This is a genomic window from Streptomyces sp. 3-6 (genome assembly GCF_056323165.1).
Genome location: NZ_JBWHZP010000002.1, coordinates 348765 through 365748, shown reverse-complemented (window position 1 = coordinate 365748; position 16984 = coordinate 348765). Strand labels below are relative to the sequence as shown.

Sequence of the window (16984 nt, the reverse complement as noted above, 5' to 3'; positions counted from 1 at the left end):
CCGGCGACGGAGGCCCGTCGGCTCAGGATCCGGTGAGTGGTGCCCACCAGGAGCGGTTGCCGCGGTACCAGGCCACCGTCTCGGCGAGCGAGTCCTGGAAGTCCCGGCGTGGCCGGTACCCGAGCAGCGCGCTGATCTTCCCGTGGTCGACGGCGTAGCGCCGGTCGTGTCCCTTGCGGTCGGCGACGAACTCCACGGCGTCCCAGCCGGCACCCACCGCGTCCAGCAGGAGAGCCGTCAGTTCCTTGTTGGACAGCTCCGTGCCGCCGCCGATGTTGTAGATCTCCCCCGGGGAGCCCTTCTCTCTCACCAGTTCCACCGCGTCGACGTGGTCCCCGACATGCAGCCAGTTCCTCAGATTGCCGCCGTCACCGTAGAGCGGCACCCGCCCACCGCTCAGCAGAGTCGTCACAAAGCGCGGAATGACCTTCTCCGGATGCTGATGGGTGCCGTAGTTGTTCGAGCACCGGGTGATCCGGACGTCCAGCCCGTGCGTGCAGTGGTACGACAGCGCCAGCAGATCGCTCGACGCCTTCGTGGCCGCGTACGCGGAACTGGGGCGCAGCGGATCGGTCTCCGTGCTGGCACCGGCATCGACGGAGCCGTACACCTCGTCAGTGGAGATGTGGACGAAGGTCCTGGGGCCGTGGCGCAGGGCCGCGTCCAGCAGTGTTTGCGTACCCATCACATTCGTGCGCACGAACTCCGCGGCCCCGCGCACGGAGCGGTCGACGTGTGACTCGGCTGCGAAATGGACGATCTCGTCGTGCTCGGCGACCAGCCGGTCGACGAGTGGGGCGTCGCAGACGTCACCGTGGACGAAGGCGAACCGCTCGTGGCCGCGGACGGAGTCCAGGTTGGCCGGATTGCCCGCATAGGTCAAACCGTCCAGAACGGTGACCTGGACCGAACCGTCGCCGCGCGGGCCGAGCAGCGCGCGGACGTAGTGAGAGCCGATGAAACCGGCACCGCCTGTCACCAAGATCTTCGTGGTCATGAGCGGATCTCCACCCTGCTGTCGTCACCGAGGATGAGACGGGAACCTGCGGGCACGCGGGGGGCCGGTGCGACGGTCACGTTCCGCCCCAGGAGCGAATGCTGGACCCGGCGCGTGCCCGTGAGCCGGGAATCGCTCAGCATGATGGAGAACTCGATCGCGCTGTCCTCGATCGAGCAGTTCTCCGCGATCGACGTGTAGGGCCCGACGTACGATCCCGTCACCACCGTCCCGGACCCGATGACGGCGGGTCCCACGATGCGCGACGCCCGGATCCGCGCACCCTTCTCGATCCGCACCCGCCCCACCAGCTCGCTCGCCGCGTCGACCTGGCCTTCCATGCCCGGCTCGATCCCCTCCAGAACGGTGCGGTTCGCTTCCAGCATGTCGGCGACGTTTCCCGTGTCCTTCCAGTGTCCGGAGATGGTGGTGGACCGTACGTCGTAGGGTCCGTCGAGGAGCCACTGGAGGGCGTCCGTGATGTCCAGCCGGCCCCGCCGCGACGGCGTGAGGGCGCGCACCGCCTCGTGTACGACCGGGGTGAACAAGTAGATCCCGACCACGGCGAGATCACTGCGCGGGTGCCCCGGCTTTTCCTCCAGCCCGACGACCGTGCCGTCCCGGGCTATTTCCGCCACGACGAAGTCGGACGGGTCGGAGACACGGGTGAGCAGGGTCTGGGCATCCGGACGCTCCGCGCGGAACGCGTCGACGATGTCAGCGATGCCGCCGACGACGAAGCTGTCCCCGAGATACACGACAAAGTCCTCCTCCCCGAGATAGTCGCGGGCGATGAGGACAGCGTGAGCCGGCCCCAGCGGCGCCTTCTGCGGGAGGTAGGTGACACGGAGTCCGAAACCGTCGCCGCTCCCGACGGCCTTGCGAATCTCGTTGGACGTTTCCCCGACGACGATGGCGACCTCGGTGATGCCGGCCTGAGCGATGTCCTCGAGGACGTGACAGAGGACCGGCTTGTTCGCCACCGGCACCAACTGCCTGGGAGACGTGTGTGTGAAGGGCCGCAGGCGCGTGCCCGGCCTTCCGGACAGGACGAGAGCCTTCATGCCCCGGAGCCTAGGCGTCACCTCTCAAGCCCGACTGGTGTCCGGATCGTGGGGCGCGACAGCTGACGGTGAGGCACCTTCCGAGGCCCGCGGAGGTGACGATTCCCTCATGGAGCGGCGGTCGCCGACGGCCTGACCTCGCCTCCGGGCCGAGTCCCGAGTGACGACTCGGCGGACATCGCGACGCGCCCGGACCACGCCGAGGGGACGGGCTGTGCCTGCGCGCCACCGTGCGCAGGCGCCGAGCCGAGCATGCACCGCATCACTTCAGCCGTTCTCCAGCGGAACGAGCGCGTCCCGGGACGCCGTTCGGGCACGATGGCGAGCGGTCCATGACCAAGTCGACGAGGAGCGCAACATGCACGTGACCCATGACCAGGTGCTCGCCTGGCGGCTGCGACAGCAGAGCCTGGCCCCGCGGGGGACGTCGTCCGTCGCCACCCTCGTGCGGGAACTGGCGGGCGTTCAGGCGCAGGTGGCCTCGTCGGCGGAGCTCGCCCTCGCCGTCCGGCAGCGGAAGCCGAAGGCCGACGCCGTCCAGCAGGCGCTCGACGCTCGCGAGGTCGTCAAGACCTGGGTCATGCGGGGCACGCTGCATCTCGTGGCGGTGGAACACGCGGCGGCCTACCTGTCGTTGATGGCGGCGGCCAAGACCTGGGAGAAGCCCGCCTGGCAGCGGACCTTCGGGGTCACGCCGGAGCAGATGACGGCCCTGGGCGAAGCCGTCGACGAGCTCCTCGTCGGCCGGTCCCTGACCCGTCAGGAACTCACCGAGGCACTGGTCGCCCAGAAGGAGTTCGCGTCCCTGGAGGGGCAGCTGACCTCCGGGTGGGGGACGGTGCTCAAGCCGCTGGCCTGGACGGGGAAGCTGTGTCACGGACCGAACCAGGGCAACCGCATCACCTTCGCCTCACCGCGCGACCGGGTGCCCGGCTGGTCCGGGACGATGGAGCCGGAGGAGGCGGCCCGCATCGTGATCCCCGCGTATCTCGGGGCGCACGGGCCGGCGACACCGGAGACCTTCGACGCCTGGCTCACGCGCAACGCGCACCGCAAGACCGCGGTCCGCGGCTGGTTCGCCTCGCTCGGTGAGGAGCTGGCGCAGGTTGAGGTGGACGGGACGGTGTGCTACCTGCGCGCTGAGGACGTGGACGCGCTGGCGGCCGCCGAGCCGTCCGAGGAGGTGCGGCTGCTGGCCGGGTTCGACCAGTACGTGCTGGGTCCGGGCACGGCCGACACGCGCGTCCTGCGGTCGCAGCGGCGCAAGGCGGTGAGCCGCACGTCCGGCTGGATCACGCCCGTGGTGGTGCACCGGGGGCGGGTCGCCGGGGTGTGGGAGGTCTCCGACGGGACCGTGGACGTGCAGCTGTTCTCCGAGAGCGGCGAGGTGCCGAAGGAGGCGCTGGAGGCGGAGGTCGGGCACCTGGAGGCGTGCCACGGCCGGTCGTACACGATGTCGGTGCGGACCGTCTGATGCCCCGCCCCGGTTCCGGTCGGATACCCGGTGGACGGACCGGGAGGACACGGGAGCGAAAGACACGCCCTCGGCGGTGAGGGCCGGGCTCGGTACCCCTGCAAGGCGTCCGGAGCCCGTCCTCCGCCGTCTCCCGCGCTCGCCCCCCATGCCGGTCCCCGCCGTCATCCTCACCTGCCCAGCGGCACCTCCGGTTGCCCGGGCCTCGCCGCTTACCGGCTGCCCGTCAGACGCCGGCCGGGCCCGTACCGTCCCGCCCTGCCCCCGTCGGCACCATCGTGCCCTCGGGCGCGGGGTCTTCGTCCAGCCCGGTGCCGTCCGCCCCCTCGCCGGCACCCTCCTCGGTCGCGCCGAGGAAACCGCCCGACTGGTGGCGCCAGAGCCGGGCGTAGGGGCCTTCGGCGGCGAGGAGCTGGTCGTGGCTGCCCTGTTCGACGACGGTGCCCCGGTCGAGGACGACGAGGCGGTCCATGCCGGCGACGGTGCTCAGGCGGTGGGCGACCACGAGGGCGGTGCGGCCCTCCATCAGGCGCCACAGTGCGTCCTGGACGAGGAGTTCGCTCTCCGAGTCGAGCGCGCTGGTCGCCTCGTCGAGGAGCAGGATCGGGGCGTCGCGCAGGATGGCCCGGGCGAGCGCGACGCGCTGGCGCTGGCCGCCGGAGAGTTTGACGCCCCGCTCCCCCACCAGGGTGGCGAAACCGTCGGGGAGCTGGTCGGCGAACTCGGTGACGTGGGCGGCGTCCGCCGCCGCGTGGATCTCCTCGTCGGTGGCGCCGGGCCGCGCGAAGGCGATGTTGTCGCGCAGGCTGCGGTGGAACATGGCCGGTTCCTGGGGGACGTAGGCGATCAGTGAGCGCAGGTCGCTCTGGCGCAGGCGGCTGATGTCCTGCCCGCCGACGAGGATGCGCCCGCCGTCCAGGTCGGACATGCGCAGCAGGAGCCGGGTGAGGGTGGTCTTGCCGCCGCCGGACCTGCCGACCAGGCCGATCCGGGCGCCCGGGGGGACGTCCAGGTCCAGCTTCTCGAAGATGGGTGGCGCGCCCGCGTGGGCGAAGGTGACCGCCTCGAAGCGGACGGAGCTGTCGCGGGGTGCGAGCGGCTCGGGGTCCGGCGGGTCGAGCACCGTGGGCGGGTCCAGGAGCAGCTCGGTGAACTGGGCGGCCTCGGTCATCGAGCTCTCCAGGCGCCGGTAGATCTGGTTGAACTCGAACATGATCCGGGTGGCGTTGGAGTAGTACGTGAACGCCACCACGACCGCCTCCACGCCCTGCCCGGAGCCGCCGAAGGCCACGGCGACCAACAGGCCCAGCACGTTGGTCAGCACGGACATGGGCGCGACCAGGACGTCGACGCGCAGGTTGGCGTAGTCGAACGACTTCAGCGTCAGGCGCCGGGCGTGCGCGACCCGGCTGCGGTGTTCGTCGGCCTCCCGGCCCTCGGCGGCGAACGCCCGGATGGTCTCCATGTTCATGAGGCTGTCGGCGACATGGCCGGAAACGCGCGCGACGGCGGCCTCGCGGCGGTTGACGAGCCGCTGTCGCCGACGGATCAGCGGGACGACGGCGACGACCGTGATCGTGATCATCAGCAGGAGGCCGGCGACCAGCATCGGCGCGTAGCTCCACAGCACGACCACGCCGAACACCAGGGGGACGAGACTGCCCACGATCCGGAAGGCGAGGGTGTCGACGAAGTCCTCGAAGCGCTTGCCGAAGCTCAGCACCCGCTTGGTGAGGGAGCCGGCGAAGTTGTCGTGGAAGAACGTCGCGTCCTTGCAGTGCGGGTGCGGCGAACCGCCGTAAGCGGTTCAGTTCCCGGCCGTAGAGGCGCAGCGCCAGGAGGACCGCGCTCCGGCCCGGCGCGGGCCCTGGTGTCTCTGTGGTTCCCATCACTCTCCCCGGGGTGCGTGAAAGGAGGCAGTGTCCCGTCGGGGCGAGATGCCGGTCCACGCATTTACGGAGGACCGACCAGAAATGGACATATGGGAGTGCAGGGGATCGCGAGGGAGGTATCAGGTGGTGATGTCGCCGGGAGGGCGCACGCCCGGGTCGCCCGGCCTTGCGTACGCGCCGGCCTCCGCACCCATGTGCTCGCCGTCACACTCCTCTCGCCTACGGCAATTTACTAGGACGTCCTAATATCTCCTCGGCCACCACTCCCCCGTCCTGTCCGGGAAGGCACCGATGAACGCTCTGCACCGCCCCGTGCACCCCGTCCGCCTGGTCACCGCTTCGGCGCTGTTCGACGGGCACGACGCGTCGATCAACATCATGCGGCGGATCTTCCAGTCCCAGGGCGCCGAGGTGATCCATCTCGGACACAACCGGTCGGTGCGGGAGGTCGTGGACGCCGCGCTGGAGGAGGACGTGCACGGCGTGGCGGTCTCGTCGTACCAGGGCGGGCACGTCGAGTACTTCGAGTACCTCGTTGAGTCGCTGCGCGAGCGGGGGGCGGGCCACATCCGGGTGGTCGGCGGCGGCGGGGGCGTGATCGTGCCCGAGGAGATCGACCGGCTGCGCGGGAGCGGCGTGACCATCTTCTCCCCGGAGGACGGCCAGCGGATGGGCCTGGCCGGGATGGTCAACTCCGTGATCCGGGACTGCGACACCGACCTGTGGGACAGCGGGGCGGCCGACGCCGACGCCGTCCTGGCCGGCGACCGGTTCGCGATCGCCCGGGCCATCACGGGCGCCGAACTCGGCAAGCTGCCCGCCGACTTCCTCGGGCGGCTGCGTGCCGCGGTGGCCGAGCGGGTCGTGCCCGTCCTCGGGATCACCGGGACCGGCGGCTCCGGCAAGTCCTCCCTGACGGACGAGCTGGTCCGCCGGTTCCGGGTCGACCAGCGGGACCGGCTGCGGATCGCGGTGATCGCCGTCGACCCGACGCGCCGGCGCGGCGGCGGCGCGCTGCTCGGCGACCGGATCCGGATGAACTCCCTCGACGGGGACCGGATCTTCTTCCGCAGCCTCGCCACCCGCGGCAGCCACGAACTGCCCGAGCACCTGTCGGAGGTCATCGACGTCGTCAAGGCCGCCGGCTTCGACCTGGTGGTCGTGGAGACGCCGGGCATCGGCCAGGGCGACGCGGCGATCGTGCCGTTCGTGGACATCCCGATGTACGTGATGACGCCGGAGTTCGGCGCCGCCTCGCAGCTCGAGAAGATCGACATGCTCGACTTCGCCGAGGTGGTGGCGATCAACAAGTTCGAGCGGCGCGGCGCCAAGGACGCCCTGCGCGACGTGGCCCGCCAACTCGTCCGCAACCGCGAGGCGTTCGACAAGCGCCCCGAGGACATGCCGGTGTTCGGCACCGCGGCGGCCACCTTCAACGACGACGGCGTGACCGCCCTCTACCAGCACCTGCGGGACGCCCTGGGCGACAAGGGGCTCCCGCTGACCGAGGGCACCCTGCCGGCCGTCGACGTGCGGCACTCCTCCGGCATCCGGCAGGTGGTGCCCGCCGAGCGGGTGCGCTACCTCTCCGAGATCACCGAGACGGTCCGCGCCTACCACGCCGAGACGGAACGGCTCGCCGAGGCGGCCCGGCGGGTGCAGCGCCTGGACCTCGTGCACGGCGAACTGGTCCGGGCCGGGTCCGACGGCGGGGACGTGGAGTCGCTGCTGGAGGGCGCGCGCAGGCAGCTTCCGCACGAGGTCGTGCAGCAGATCGCCGACTGGCCCGCCGTCGTGGAGTCCTACTCGGGTGACGAGCAGGTCGTGAGGATCCGGGACAAGGAGATCCGCACCAAGCTGACCCGGGAGTCCCTGTCGGGCAACAAGGTGCCGCGGGTCGCGCTGCCCGCCTTCACCGACCACGGGGAACTGGTGCGGTTCTGGCGGCGGGAGAACCTGCCGGGTCACTTCCCGTTCACCGCCGGGGTGTTCCCGTTCAAGCGCGACGGCGAGGACCCCGCCCGGATGTTCGCCGGTGAGGGCGACCCGTTCCGCACCAACCGGCGGTTCAAGCTGCTGTCCGAGGACCAGCCCGCCACCCGGCTGTCCACCGCCTTCGACTCGGTGACGCTGTACGGGCGCGATCCCGACCCGCGCCCGGACATCTACGGCAAGGTCGGCACCTCCGGAGTCTCCGTCGCGACGCTGGACGACATGAAGGCGCTGTACGACGGCTTCGACCTGGTCGCGCCCACCACCTCGGTGTCGATGACGATCAACGGCCCGGCACCCACCGTGCTGGCCTTCTTCCTCAACGCGGTCGTCGACCAGCAGATCGAGCGGTTCCGTGCCGACCAGGGCCGCGAGCCGTCCCCGTCGGAGGCGGAGGAACTGCGCGCGCACGCCCTGGCCACCGTGCGCGGCACCGTGCAGGCCGACATCCTCAAGGAGGACCAGGGGCAGAACACCTGCCTGTTCTCCACCGAGTTCTCCCTGCGGATGATGGCCGACATCCAGGAGTGGTTCATCCGGCAGCGGGTGCGCAACTTCTACTCGGTGTCGATCTCCGGGTACCACATCGCCGAGGCCGGCGCGAACCCCATCAGCCAGCTCGCGTTCACCCTCGCCAACGGGTTCACCTACGTCGAGGCGTACCTGGCGCGCGGCATGCACATCGACGACTTCGCCCCGAACCTGTCGTTCTTCTTCTCCAACGGCATGGACCCCGAGTACTCGGTCCTCGGCCGGGTCGCCCGCCGCATCTGGGCCATCGCCATGAAGGAGAAGTACGGCGCCAACGAGCGCAGCCAGAAGCTGAAGTACCACGTCCAGACCTCCGGACGCTCCCTGCACGCCCAGGAGATGGACTTCAACGACATCCGCACCACGCTCCAGGCGTTGATCGCCATCTACGACAACGCCAACTCGCTGCACACCAACGCCTACGACGAGGCCGTCACGACCCCGTCGGCCGAGTCGGTGCGCCGCGCGCTGGCGATCCAGCTGATCATCAACCGGGAATGGGGGCTGGCGATGAACGAGAACCCGCTGCAGGGCTCGTTCATCATCGACCAGCTGACCGACCTGGTCGAGGACGCGGTGCTCGCCGAGTTCGACCGCATCAACGAGCGCGGCGGCGTGCTCGGCGCCATGGAGACCGGCTACCAGCGCGGCCGCATCCAGGACGAGTCGATGCTCTACGAGCAGCGCAAGCACGACGGCTCGCTGCCCATCATCGGCGTCAACACCTTCCGCCGGCCCGGCGGCGACGCCGAACCCCAGGAGCTCGAACTGGCCCGCGCCACCGAGCGGGAGAAGGAGTCCCAGCTCAAGCGGGTCCACGAGTTCCGGACCACCCACGCCGAGGAGGCGGAGCGGGCGATCGCCCGGCTCAAGGAGGCCGCGATCAACGGGGACAACGTCTTCGAGGTCCTCATGGACGCCGCCCGGGTCTGCTCGCTGCAGCAGGTGACCGAGGCGTTCTTCGAGGTCGGCGGGCAGTACCGGCGCAACGTCTGACGACCCGGCCGGCACGGGGGCGGGCGGGGGCGCCCCCGTCACCGTGCCGGCGGGGCGTCGCCTGCCCAGAGACAGTGGCCCGCCGAGCGACGGTGGCCCACCCCGGGACGGTGACCCGCCGAGGGACGGTGGCCCGCCCCGGCATCGCGTTCGCCGCTGCCCGGGGCGCCTACAACGGGCCCGGGGTGTCCATCCCCGTCAGGGCCCCGACCGGGTCCGGGTCGGGGGTGCCGCGCGGCCACCAGTCGTCGCGGCCGGGCTCGGACTCGTAGGCGTACCAGAGGTGGTCGCGTCCGAGGCGGAGCTGGACGTGGCCGCGCGGGTGGGTGAGGCGGTTGCGCCACGGGCGGAACGCGGGCAGGTCGGCGGCCAGCAGCAGCGGACGGGCCCGGTCGAAGCGTCCGGCCGGCGGGTCCCACGGCTCCTCCAGCGCGTCCAGTCCCGCCGGGCCGCCCTGGCGCCAGGCGGCGACCGCGCGGGCCAGGTCGGCGGGGGTGCGCCCGGCGGCGGTGGCGAGGGAGGCGTAGAGGGAGCGGGTGGCGGCCGTGAGCCCCGATCCGGGGCGGGCCGCGGCGAGCCGTACCGCGTCCTGCCACAGCGTGAGACCCCCGACCGGATCGCGGCCGGTCGTCAGCAGGGCGTGGGCGCGGGCGGCGGCGTCGGTGGCCAGCTGGTCCAGCGCGAACGCGTCCGGCCCGCCCGGCACCCCCGGGTACACCGGCGGCTGTTCCGGGTGCGAGGGCGGCGGCAGCGGCGCGGGGAGCGGCGGCCGGTCGCGCCGGGCGAGGACCTCGGTGGCGCGGACTCCGGGGAGCGGTCCGGGCCGCGTGTCCCGGGCCGCCCGCGCGGCGCTGCGCCGGGACAGGTCGTCGACCACCTCGCGTTCGCCCCTGCCGCGCAGGAGCAGCAGGACGAACGGGTCGGCGTCGAGGAGACGCGCGGTCGCATAGCAGAGCGCGGCGGCGTGCTTGCAGGGGTGACCGGAGTCCGGGCAGCTGCACCTCGGGGCGAGGTCTCGGGGGCCCGGCAGCAGCGGGACGCCGCAGTCGGCGAGGGACTGGGGCATCACCTTGTCCAGCAGGGCGGCGATGTGACCGGGCCGGTCGGCGGCCGCGTCCAGGAACCTGTCCCACTCTGTGTCCGAGAACGTCCGCAGCCCCACCTGCACGCGGTACGGCCGCGGGCGGCTGCCCCGGACGTATGCGAGGACGAGGCCCGGCGTCACGGTGATCGCGTCGACGTGTCCGCGCTGCGCGTACGCCCGTCCCCGCGCCAGCCGCGCGGCGTCCAGCGCGCCCTCCTCCAGCGCGGTCACCCAGGCGTTGCCCCACCAGGTGTCGGCGATGCCGTCCGCGCCGCTCTCGCGGGGCGGGAAGGCCGGGAAGGTGCGGCGGTGGTCGCCGTCGCGGTCGGGGGCGGCCATGGAACGGGGCGTGCGGGGCTCCGCGCCCGGGGCGGGCGCACCCGCCGGGGCCGGCGTCCCGGTGGACGGCTGCCGCCCGGTGGGCGCCGGGGCGTGCGGGGCGCCTCGGTCCGGCGGCGGGGCGGGGGACGCCCCGGGGGCTGTGTCCCCCGGGCGCGGTTCGGGAGCCGGGGGGTCGTACGGAGCACGGGGGTCGTACGGAGCCGGGCGTTCGTACATCGCCGAGGAGTCGTACTGAGCCGAGGACGCGTGCGGGGCCGAAGGGTCGTACGACACCGAGGGCCCGTCCGGAGCTGGGGGTTCGTAGGAGATCGAGGGCCCGTCCGGAGGCGGGAGTTGGTCCGGGTCCGGGGCTTCGTCGAGGTCCGCGGGCATGCGGAAGGCGTCCGCGAGCGCCTCCCGCACCGCACGGGCCCGCGCGTCGGCCACCCGGTCACCGCGCGACGTACGGGGCAGCCGGGGGGCCGGAGCGGGTACGGCTCCGGTACGGCGGGGCGCGGCGCGGTCACCGCGACGCCCGGCCTCGGCGCGGGCGTGCAGCGCCTCCTGACGGGCCGAACGCAACGCCTCGCGCGCGACGTCGCCGGGGCGGCGCTCCGGGGCCGCCGCGCCGGAGCGGCCGGCCGGGGTCTCGTCCCCGGCGGCGTCGCGGGCGCCTCCGGAAGCCCGGCCGGCAGTCCCGGGAGCCTCGGCGACCGCACCGGACGTCTCGTCGGCAGCCCGGGATGCCGTGCCGACGGGGCCTGACGTCTCCTCGTGGGGGCGGGACGTCACGTCGGGGCCTGACGTCTCGTCGTCGGGGCCGGGCGTCACGTCGGCGGGGCCGGGCGTCACGTCGGCGGGGCCGGGCGCGGTGCCCGTGCGGGACACCGCGTCGGCACGGTCCGCCGGCGCCTCGCGGGTGCCGGGGGCCGCCTGCGCGGCGGTGGCGCCGTGCTCCGCGGTCCCGGGGAGCGGCTCGGGGGCCGTACCCGACCCGGCCGTCCGCCGGGCGCTCCTGGCACGGCGCAGTGCCTCGCGGGCGACGTCCGCGGGCCGGCTGTCGCCGCGCGCGGGACCCGGAACGGCGGTGCTCCCGGCGGGGTCTGCGGTCGTGGCACGGTCGGGCTCAGGGCGCTCCTCGCCCCGTCCAGGCGGTCCCCCCGCGTCCCGCGTTCCGACGGCGTCCGGGGCCGGGGCCGAAGCCCCCGGGTCGGCGGCCTCCGCAGCCCGGTGAGCGGGATCGGCAGGCTCCGGGGAGGGCAGGTCCACGGCGCCGGTGTCCGTCGCCGGGTCCGCCGCGTCCGCCGTGCCGGCCACGTCGGCCGGGACGTCGGCGTCGGGGACCGGGCTCGCGTCGGCGCCCGGGCCCGCCTCCTCGCGTGCGCGCATCGCCGCGCGGGCCGCCCGGAGAGCTTCGCGGGCCCGGTCCGACGGGCGGGGGGCGTCGGCCGCGGGGGGCGGGGTCATGACGGCCTCCTCAGGGAGACCAGGTCGGTCAGCTCGCGGTCGGTCAGTTCGGTCAGCGCGGACTCCCCGGAGCCGAGGATCGCGTCGGCGAGGGCGCGCTTGGCCTGGAGCATCTCGGCGATGCGGTCCTCCACCGTGCCCTCCGTGACCAGGCGGTGCACCTGGACGGGCTGGGTCTGGCCGATGCGGTAGGCCCGGTCGGTGGCCTGTTCCTCGACGGCCGGGTTCCACCAGCGGTCGACGTGCACCACGTGGCCCGCGCGGGTGAGGTTCAGGCCGGTGCCGGCCGCCTTCAGCGAGAGGACGAGGACGGGGGTGGCCCCGCTCTGGAAGCGGTCCACCATGCGCTCGCGCTCGGCCACCGGCGTGGCCCCGTGGAGGAGTTCGACGGGCACCGCGCGCCCGGTGAGGTGGGTGGTGATCAGGCGGGCCATCCCGACGTACTGGGTGAACACCAGGGCCGAGCCGTCCTCGGCGAGGACGGTGTCCAACAGCTCGTCCAGCAGCGCCAGTTTGCCGGACCGCTGGGCGAGCCGGCCGTCGTCCGTCCTCGCGTGGTCCTCCTTGAGGTACAGCGCCGGGTGGTCGCAGATCTGCTTGAGGGCGGTCAGCAGCTTCAGCACCAGGCCACGGCGCCCCATGCCCCGGGCGGTCTCGATGGCGAGCATCGACTCGCGCACCACCGCCTCGTACAGCGCGGCCTGTTCACGGGTGAGGGGCACGGGGTGGTCGGTCTCGGTCTTGGGCGGGAGTTCGGGGACGATGCCCGGGTCGGACTTCTTGCGCCGCAGCAGGAAGGGGCGCACCAGGCGGGCCAGCCGCTGGGCGGCCTCGTCGTCCTCGCCGCTCTCCACGGCGCGCGCGTGCCGGGCGCGGAAGGACTTCAGGGGGCCGAGCAGGCCGGGGGTCGTCCAGTCGAGCAGGGCCCACAGTTCGGAGAGGTTGTTCTCGACGGGGGTGCCGGTGAGGGCGACGCGGGCGGGCGCCGGGATGGTGCGCAGGGCCTTGGCGGTGGCCGAGTGCGGGTTCTTGACGTGCTGCGCCTCGTCGGCGACGACCATGCCCCAGTGCCGCTCGGCCAGGTCGGGGGCGGCCGAGCGCATGGTGCCGTAGGTGGTGAGGACGAAGCCTCCGGCCAGGTCGTCCAGGCTGCGGTCGGGGCCGTGGAAACGGCGTACGGGGACGCCCGGCGCGAAGCGGGTGATCTCCCGCTGCCAGTTGCCGAGGAGGGAGGCCGGGCAGACCACCAGGGTCGGCTCGGGGCGGGCCCGCTTCAGGTGCAGCGCGATGAGGGTGATCGTCTTGCCGAGGCCCATGTCGTCGGCCAGGCAGCCGCCCAGCCCGAGGGAGGTCATGAGGTCCAGCCAGGCCAGGCCGTGGAGTTGGTAGTCGCGCAGGGTGGCGGCGAGACCGGGGGGCGGGGCGGCGGGGCGGACGCCGGCGGTCAGACGGTCGCGGAGGGCGGCGAGCGCCCCGGCGGGGACGGCCTCGACGGTCTCGCCGTCGACCTCGGCGCTGCCAGTGAGGGCGACGGACAGCGCGTCGACCGGGTCGAGCAGGCCCAGGTCCCGTTTGCGGGCCTTGCGGACGAGGGCGGGGTCGACCAGCACCCACTGGTCGCGCAGCCGCACCACCGGGCGGTGGGCCTCGGCCAGGACGTCCATCTCGGCCTCGGTGAGCGGGTCGCCGCGCAGCGCGACCTGCCAGCCGAAGGTCAGCAGCTGGTCGCTCTCCAGGAAGCCGCTGCCGTCGGTCGCGGAGCCGGGGGCCGGGCGGACGACGGCGGTGGCGGTGAGATCCTGCGCGAGGTCCCGGGGCCAGTGCACGGCGACGCCGGCCGCGGCGAGCCGGGTCGCGGCGACTCCCAGCAGGTCGGTCAACTCGTCCTCGGACAGGGCCAGTACGTCGGGGACGTCCTGGTCGGACAGCCGGTCCAGCGGCGGCCAGACGCGGGCCGCGCGGCGGACGGCGAGGGCGGCGTCCACCCGGGCCCGCGGTCCGAAGGCGCCCTCGGCCTCGCCCGCCCACAGGGACGCCGCGTCGGCGACCAGGGTCGGGTCGGCCAGGCTGTGCACCTGCACGACCGCCGCGCCCGCGTGCCGGGCGGCGCGGCGGCCCTCCCCCTCCTCCCCCGCCGTGTCCCCGGAGCCGTCGAACAGGTCGTACGCCGCCAGGTCCAGCCGCAGTGAGATGCGGACGCCCGCGTCCATCCCGGCGGCGACCTCGGCGGCCCAGTCGCGGGCGCCGGGCAGGCGCCGGGGTTCACGGCCGGCGAACGCCGGTCCGCAGGCGTGGGCCGCCGCCGGGGTGCGGGGCAGGAGGTCGGCCACGGCGTCCAGGAAGGCGCGGACGAGGGCCTCCGGGGTGGGCAGCCGGATCGGCCCGGGGCCGGGCAGCGGGGCGGCGTGCCCCTCCGGGGGCAGGGCGGCGGCCACCGCGCGCAGGTGGGCCACGTCGTCCGGGTCGAGGGGACCCGCGCGCCAGGCGTCGTGGCCGTCGGCGGTGAGGCCGGGCAGCAGCCGCCCGCGGGCCGTGAGCCGCAGCGCGTGCAGGGCGGCGGCGCCCCAGCAGGCGGTGGCGGGGTGGGCGGCGGGGTCGTGGCGCGCGGCGACCAGCAGCGGCAGGGCCTCGTCGAGGGGAAGGGTGCGGGCGGGGGCGGTGCGCCGCCGTACACCGGAGCCGTGCGGGCGGACGACCGTGAGGTCGGTGAGGTCGGTGAGGTGGGCGGCATCAGGGATGTCGGTGCTGTCGGCGCCGTTGGCGCGCTCCGGGCCGCCCTTCCCGTCCGTCCCGGGCGTACCGTGCGTCCCGTCCGTCCCGTCCGGGTCCCAGAAGGCGACGCGGCCCTCGCGCGGGACCGGCGCGGGCAGGAAGACGGCCGCGAGCCGCACGGAGACCGGGGCCCCGCCGCCCTCGGCGTCGCCCGTCGTCCCGGTACCGGTCCTCGTAGCGGTGCCGACCCGTGCGCTGTCGCCGCTCATCGCTCCTGATCACCTCCGCCCGCGCGTGCCCACTCCTCGACACGGCCACGCCGATCGTGTCGTCGACGTGCCCGTTCACCTGTCTCCGACTCTACGGGCGGGGTCTGACATCGATACCGGGACTCAGGTTCCGGCGACCACCGGGCCCCGGGCACGGGGCACGGGGCACGGGGCACGGGGCACGGGGGACGGGGGACGGGGGCGGGCTCCCGGCCGGGCGTCGGAGCGCGTCGGCGAGGGCGACGGTGTCGACGTCGGCGTCCGTGTCGACGGCTCAGGGCACCGTCTCGGCGACGACGTACACCCGGGGCAGGCCGGGCTTGGACCGGTTGACCACGATGTCGTGCGAGGGCGCCGGGTCCTTCCGCTCGAGGGTGACGCCCGACCAGGCGCCGGGGCCGTCGAACCGCCAGCCGGTGATCCCGCGGTCCCGCTCGTTGATGGGGACCTTGCCCTCGTCGAGGTCCCCCACCGTGGTGCCGAGGCTGGTGAGGAAGGTGTTCAGGCCCGCGTCGGTGGTCTCGAACTCGACGTAGAGGCGGCTGGTCTTCCAGTTGTTGGTCTCGTAGTACGCCACCCACGACGCCGGGTGCGGGACGGGCACCTGGTAGATGCGCCGCTGCACCTTCGACGGCCAGCCCTCGGTCAGGCCGGTGGCCGCGTACTTGGCCGCCTTGTCCTTGCCGCTGGCGCGGCTCTGCGCCCCGGAGACCACCAGGTAGCCGGCGGGGATGCCGATCAGCAGCACGATGATGAGCAGGGTGAGGGCCCGGCGGCGGATCATGTGCCGCCGGTCCTCGGGCGGGCGGGGCCTGCCGGGCAGCCCGTTGCGGTGGGCGAGGTCGGCGCTCACATCGCCTCCCTGGCGGTACGGCGGGCCTCCACGTACCGCTCGTAGCGCTCGTACCGCTCGACCCGGCGGCGCTTGGCGCGGCGGAAGCGGCGGGCGACCAGGCGCGCGAGGTCGGCGGCGCCGACCATGCCGGCCTCGGGGCCGAGCTGGGCGCGGACGATGTGGGCCTCGGGGCGGTAGCCGCGGCCGGTCAGGTGGCGCTTGAAGGCGTCGCGGGCGGGGCCGATGAGCAGGTCGTCGGCGGCCGAGACACCACCGCCGACGACGAAGCAGGACGGGTCGAGGGCGGCGGCCAGGTTGGCGATGCCGACGCCGAGCCACTGGCCGATGTCCTGGAGCAGTTCGACGCACATGGCGTCGCCGTCCCGCGCGAGTTCGGTGATCATCGGGCCGCTGATCTCGGCGATGTTCCCTTTGACGTGCTCGATGATCCCGTAGGCGACGGGCGAGTCGGCGGCGGCCAGTTCGCGTGCCTCGCGGACCAGGGCGTTGCCGGAGCTGTACTGCTCCCAGCAGCCGCGGTTGCCGCACGGGCAGCGGTGGCCGCCGGGCACGACCTGCATGTGCCCGAACTCGCCGGCGACGCCGTACTTGCCGCGTTTGACCTGGCCGTCCTCCAGGATCGCGCCGCCGATGCCGGTGCCCAGCGTGATCATCACGAGGTGGTCCTCGCCGCGTCCGGCGCCGAAGCGCCACTCGGCCCAGGCGGCGGAGTTGGCGTCGTTGTCGACCAGGACGGGGACGGCGAGACGGCCGGCGAGGCGGTCCCGCAGGGGCTCGTTGCGCCAGGACAGGTGGGGGGCGAAGAGCACCCGGTTGCGGTCGGCGTCGACCCAGCCGGCCGCGCCGATCCCGACGGCGTGCACGTCGTGCCGGTCGGACAGGTCCAGCACCAGTTCGACGATGGTGTCCTCGACCACTTTGGGACTCTTGGACTTGTCCGGCGTCTCCGTGCGCAGCTTCTCCAGGATGTTGCCGTCGGCGTCGACGACACCCGCCATGACTTTCGTGCCGCCGATGTCGATGCCCACGGTCGGCACCCGGGGTGCCGACAGGTGTGAGCGTCGCTCCCGGGTGCCGACGGTTCTCAGGACCGGGGCACGGCGGGAGCCGATGGGGGCGGTGAGGTCGCGGTAGGTGCTCATCGGGTGCGATTCTGCCGCACGCGTGGCCCGATTGCGGTACGCGCAGGGTCAGGGTGGTGTGGATCATTTTCCGCCGCGGACCGTCGGTTGCCCGGTGCGGTACGGAGCGTCACGGGAGGCACCGGGGAGGGCTCGGCGGGAGGCCGGGGGGAGCGCTCGGCGGGAGCGCGTGGGGAGCGCTCGGCGG

8 protein-coding genes and 1 pseudogene are annotated in these 16984 nt (G+C 73.7%); 2 read left to right on the top strand and 7 right to left on the bottom strand.

Going from position 1 to position 16984, the window contains the following annotated elements:
* Positions 1-22: 22 nt before the first annotated feature.
* Together rfbB and AC02VZ_RS05735 are read right to left on the bottom strand one after the other, a co-directional pair.
* Positions 23-997, bottom strand: coding sequence for a dTDP-glucose 4,6-dehydratase (gene rfbB, locus AC02VZ_RS05740; RefSeq protein WP_432054896.1), 975 nt, complete (start codon positions 995-997; stop codon positions 23-25).
* Positions 994-2061 (bottom strand): glucose-1-phosphate thymidylyltransferase, encoded by a 1068-nt coding sequence (locus AC02VZ_RS05735; RefSeq protein WP_476474703.1) that lies wholly within the window; start codon positions 2059-2061, stop codon positions 994-996. Before AC02VZ_RS05735 ends, rfbB begins: the two co-directional genes overlap by 4 nt.
* Before the next feature lie 358 nt (positions 2062-2419).
* Here AC02VZ_RS05735 and AC02VZ_RS05730 point away from each other — a divergent pair, with 358 nt between their 5' ends.
* Positions 2420-3535 carry a winged helix DNA-binding domain-containing protein gene (locus tag AC02VZ_RS05730; RefSeq protein ID WP_476474702.1) on the top strand — a complete coding sequence of 372 codons (1116 nt, stop codon included), beginning with the start codon at positions 2420-2422 and terminating at the stop codon, positions 3533-3535.
* 226 nt (positions 3536-3761) lie between these two features.
* On the opposite strand, the pseudogene AC02VZ_RS05725 reads toward AC02VZ_RS05730, so the two are convergent.
* Positions 3762-5424: pseudogene (locus AC02VZ_RS05725) on the bottom strand (ABC transporter ATP-binding protein).
* A 294-nt stretch (positions 5425-5718) separates the two neighbouring features.
* Between AC02VZ_RS05725 and icmF the strand changes: the two are divergent.
* The gene (gene icmF, locus AC02VZ_RS05720) at positions 5719-8946 is read left to right on the top strand and encodes a fused isobutyryl-CoA mutase/GTPase IcmF (RefSeq protein ID WP_476474701.1); all 3228 of its coding nucleotides are present in this window, start codon (positions 5719-5721) and stop codon (positions 8944-8946) included.
* Between the two features lie 169 nt (positions 8947-9115).
* On the opposite strand, the gene AC02VZ_RS05715 is transcribed toward icmF, so the two are convergent.
* From AC02VZ_RS05715 to AC02VZ_RS05700, 4 genes are all read right to left on the bottom strand, one after another.
* Positions 9116-10933 (bottom strand): SWIM zinc finger family protein, encoded by a 1818-nt coding sequence (locus AC02VZ_RS05715; RefSeq protein WP_476474749.1) that lies wholly within the window; start codon positions 10931-10933, stop codon positions 9116-9118.
* A gap of 881 nt (positions 10934-11814) precedes the next feature.
* Positions 11815-14799 (bottom strand): DEAD/DEAH box helicase, encoded by a 2985-nt coding sequence (locus tag AC02VZ_RS05710; protein WP_476474700.1) that lies wholly within the window; start codon positions 14797-14799, stop codon positions 11815-11817.
* Between the two features lie 274 nt (positions 14800-15073).
* Positions 15074-15652 carry a sugar kinase gene (locus AC02VZ_RS05705; RefSeq protein ID WP_476474699.1) on the bottom strand — a complete coding sequence of 193 codons (579 nt, stop codon included), beginning with the start codon at positions 15650-15652 and terminating at the stop codon, positions 15074-15076.
* Positions 15649-16797, bottom strand: coding sequence for an ROK family glucokinase (locus AC02VZ_RS05700; protein ID WP_164335501.1), 1149 nt, complete (start codon positions 16795-16797; stop codon positions 15649-15651). The genes AC02VZ_RS05705 and AC02VZ_RS05700 overlap by 4 nt, the downstream gene beginning before the upstream one ends.
* Positions 16798-16984 lie beyond the last annotated feature (187 nt).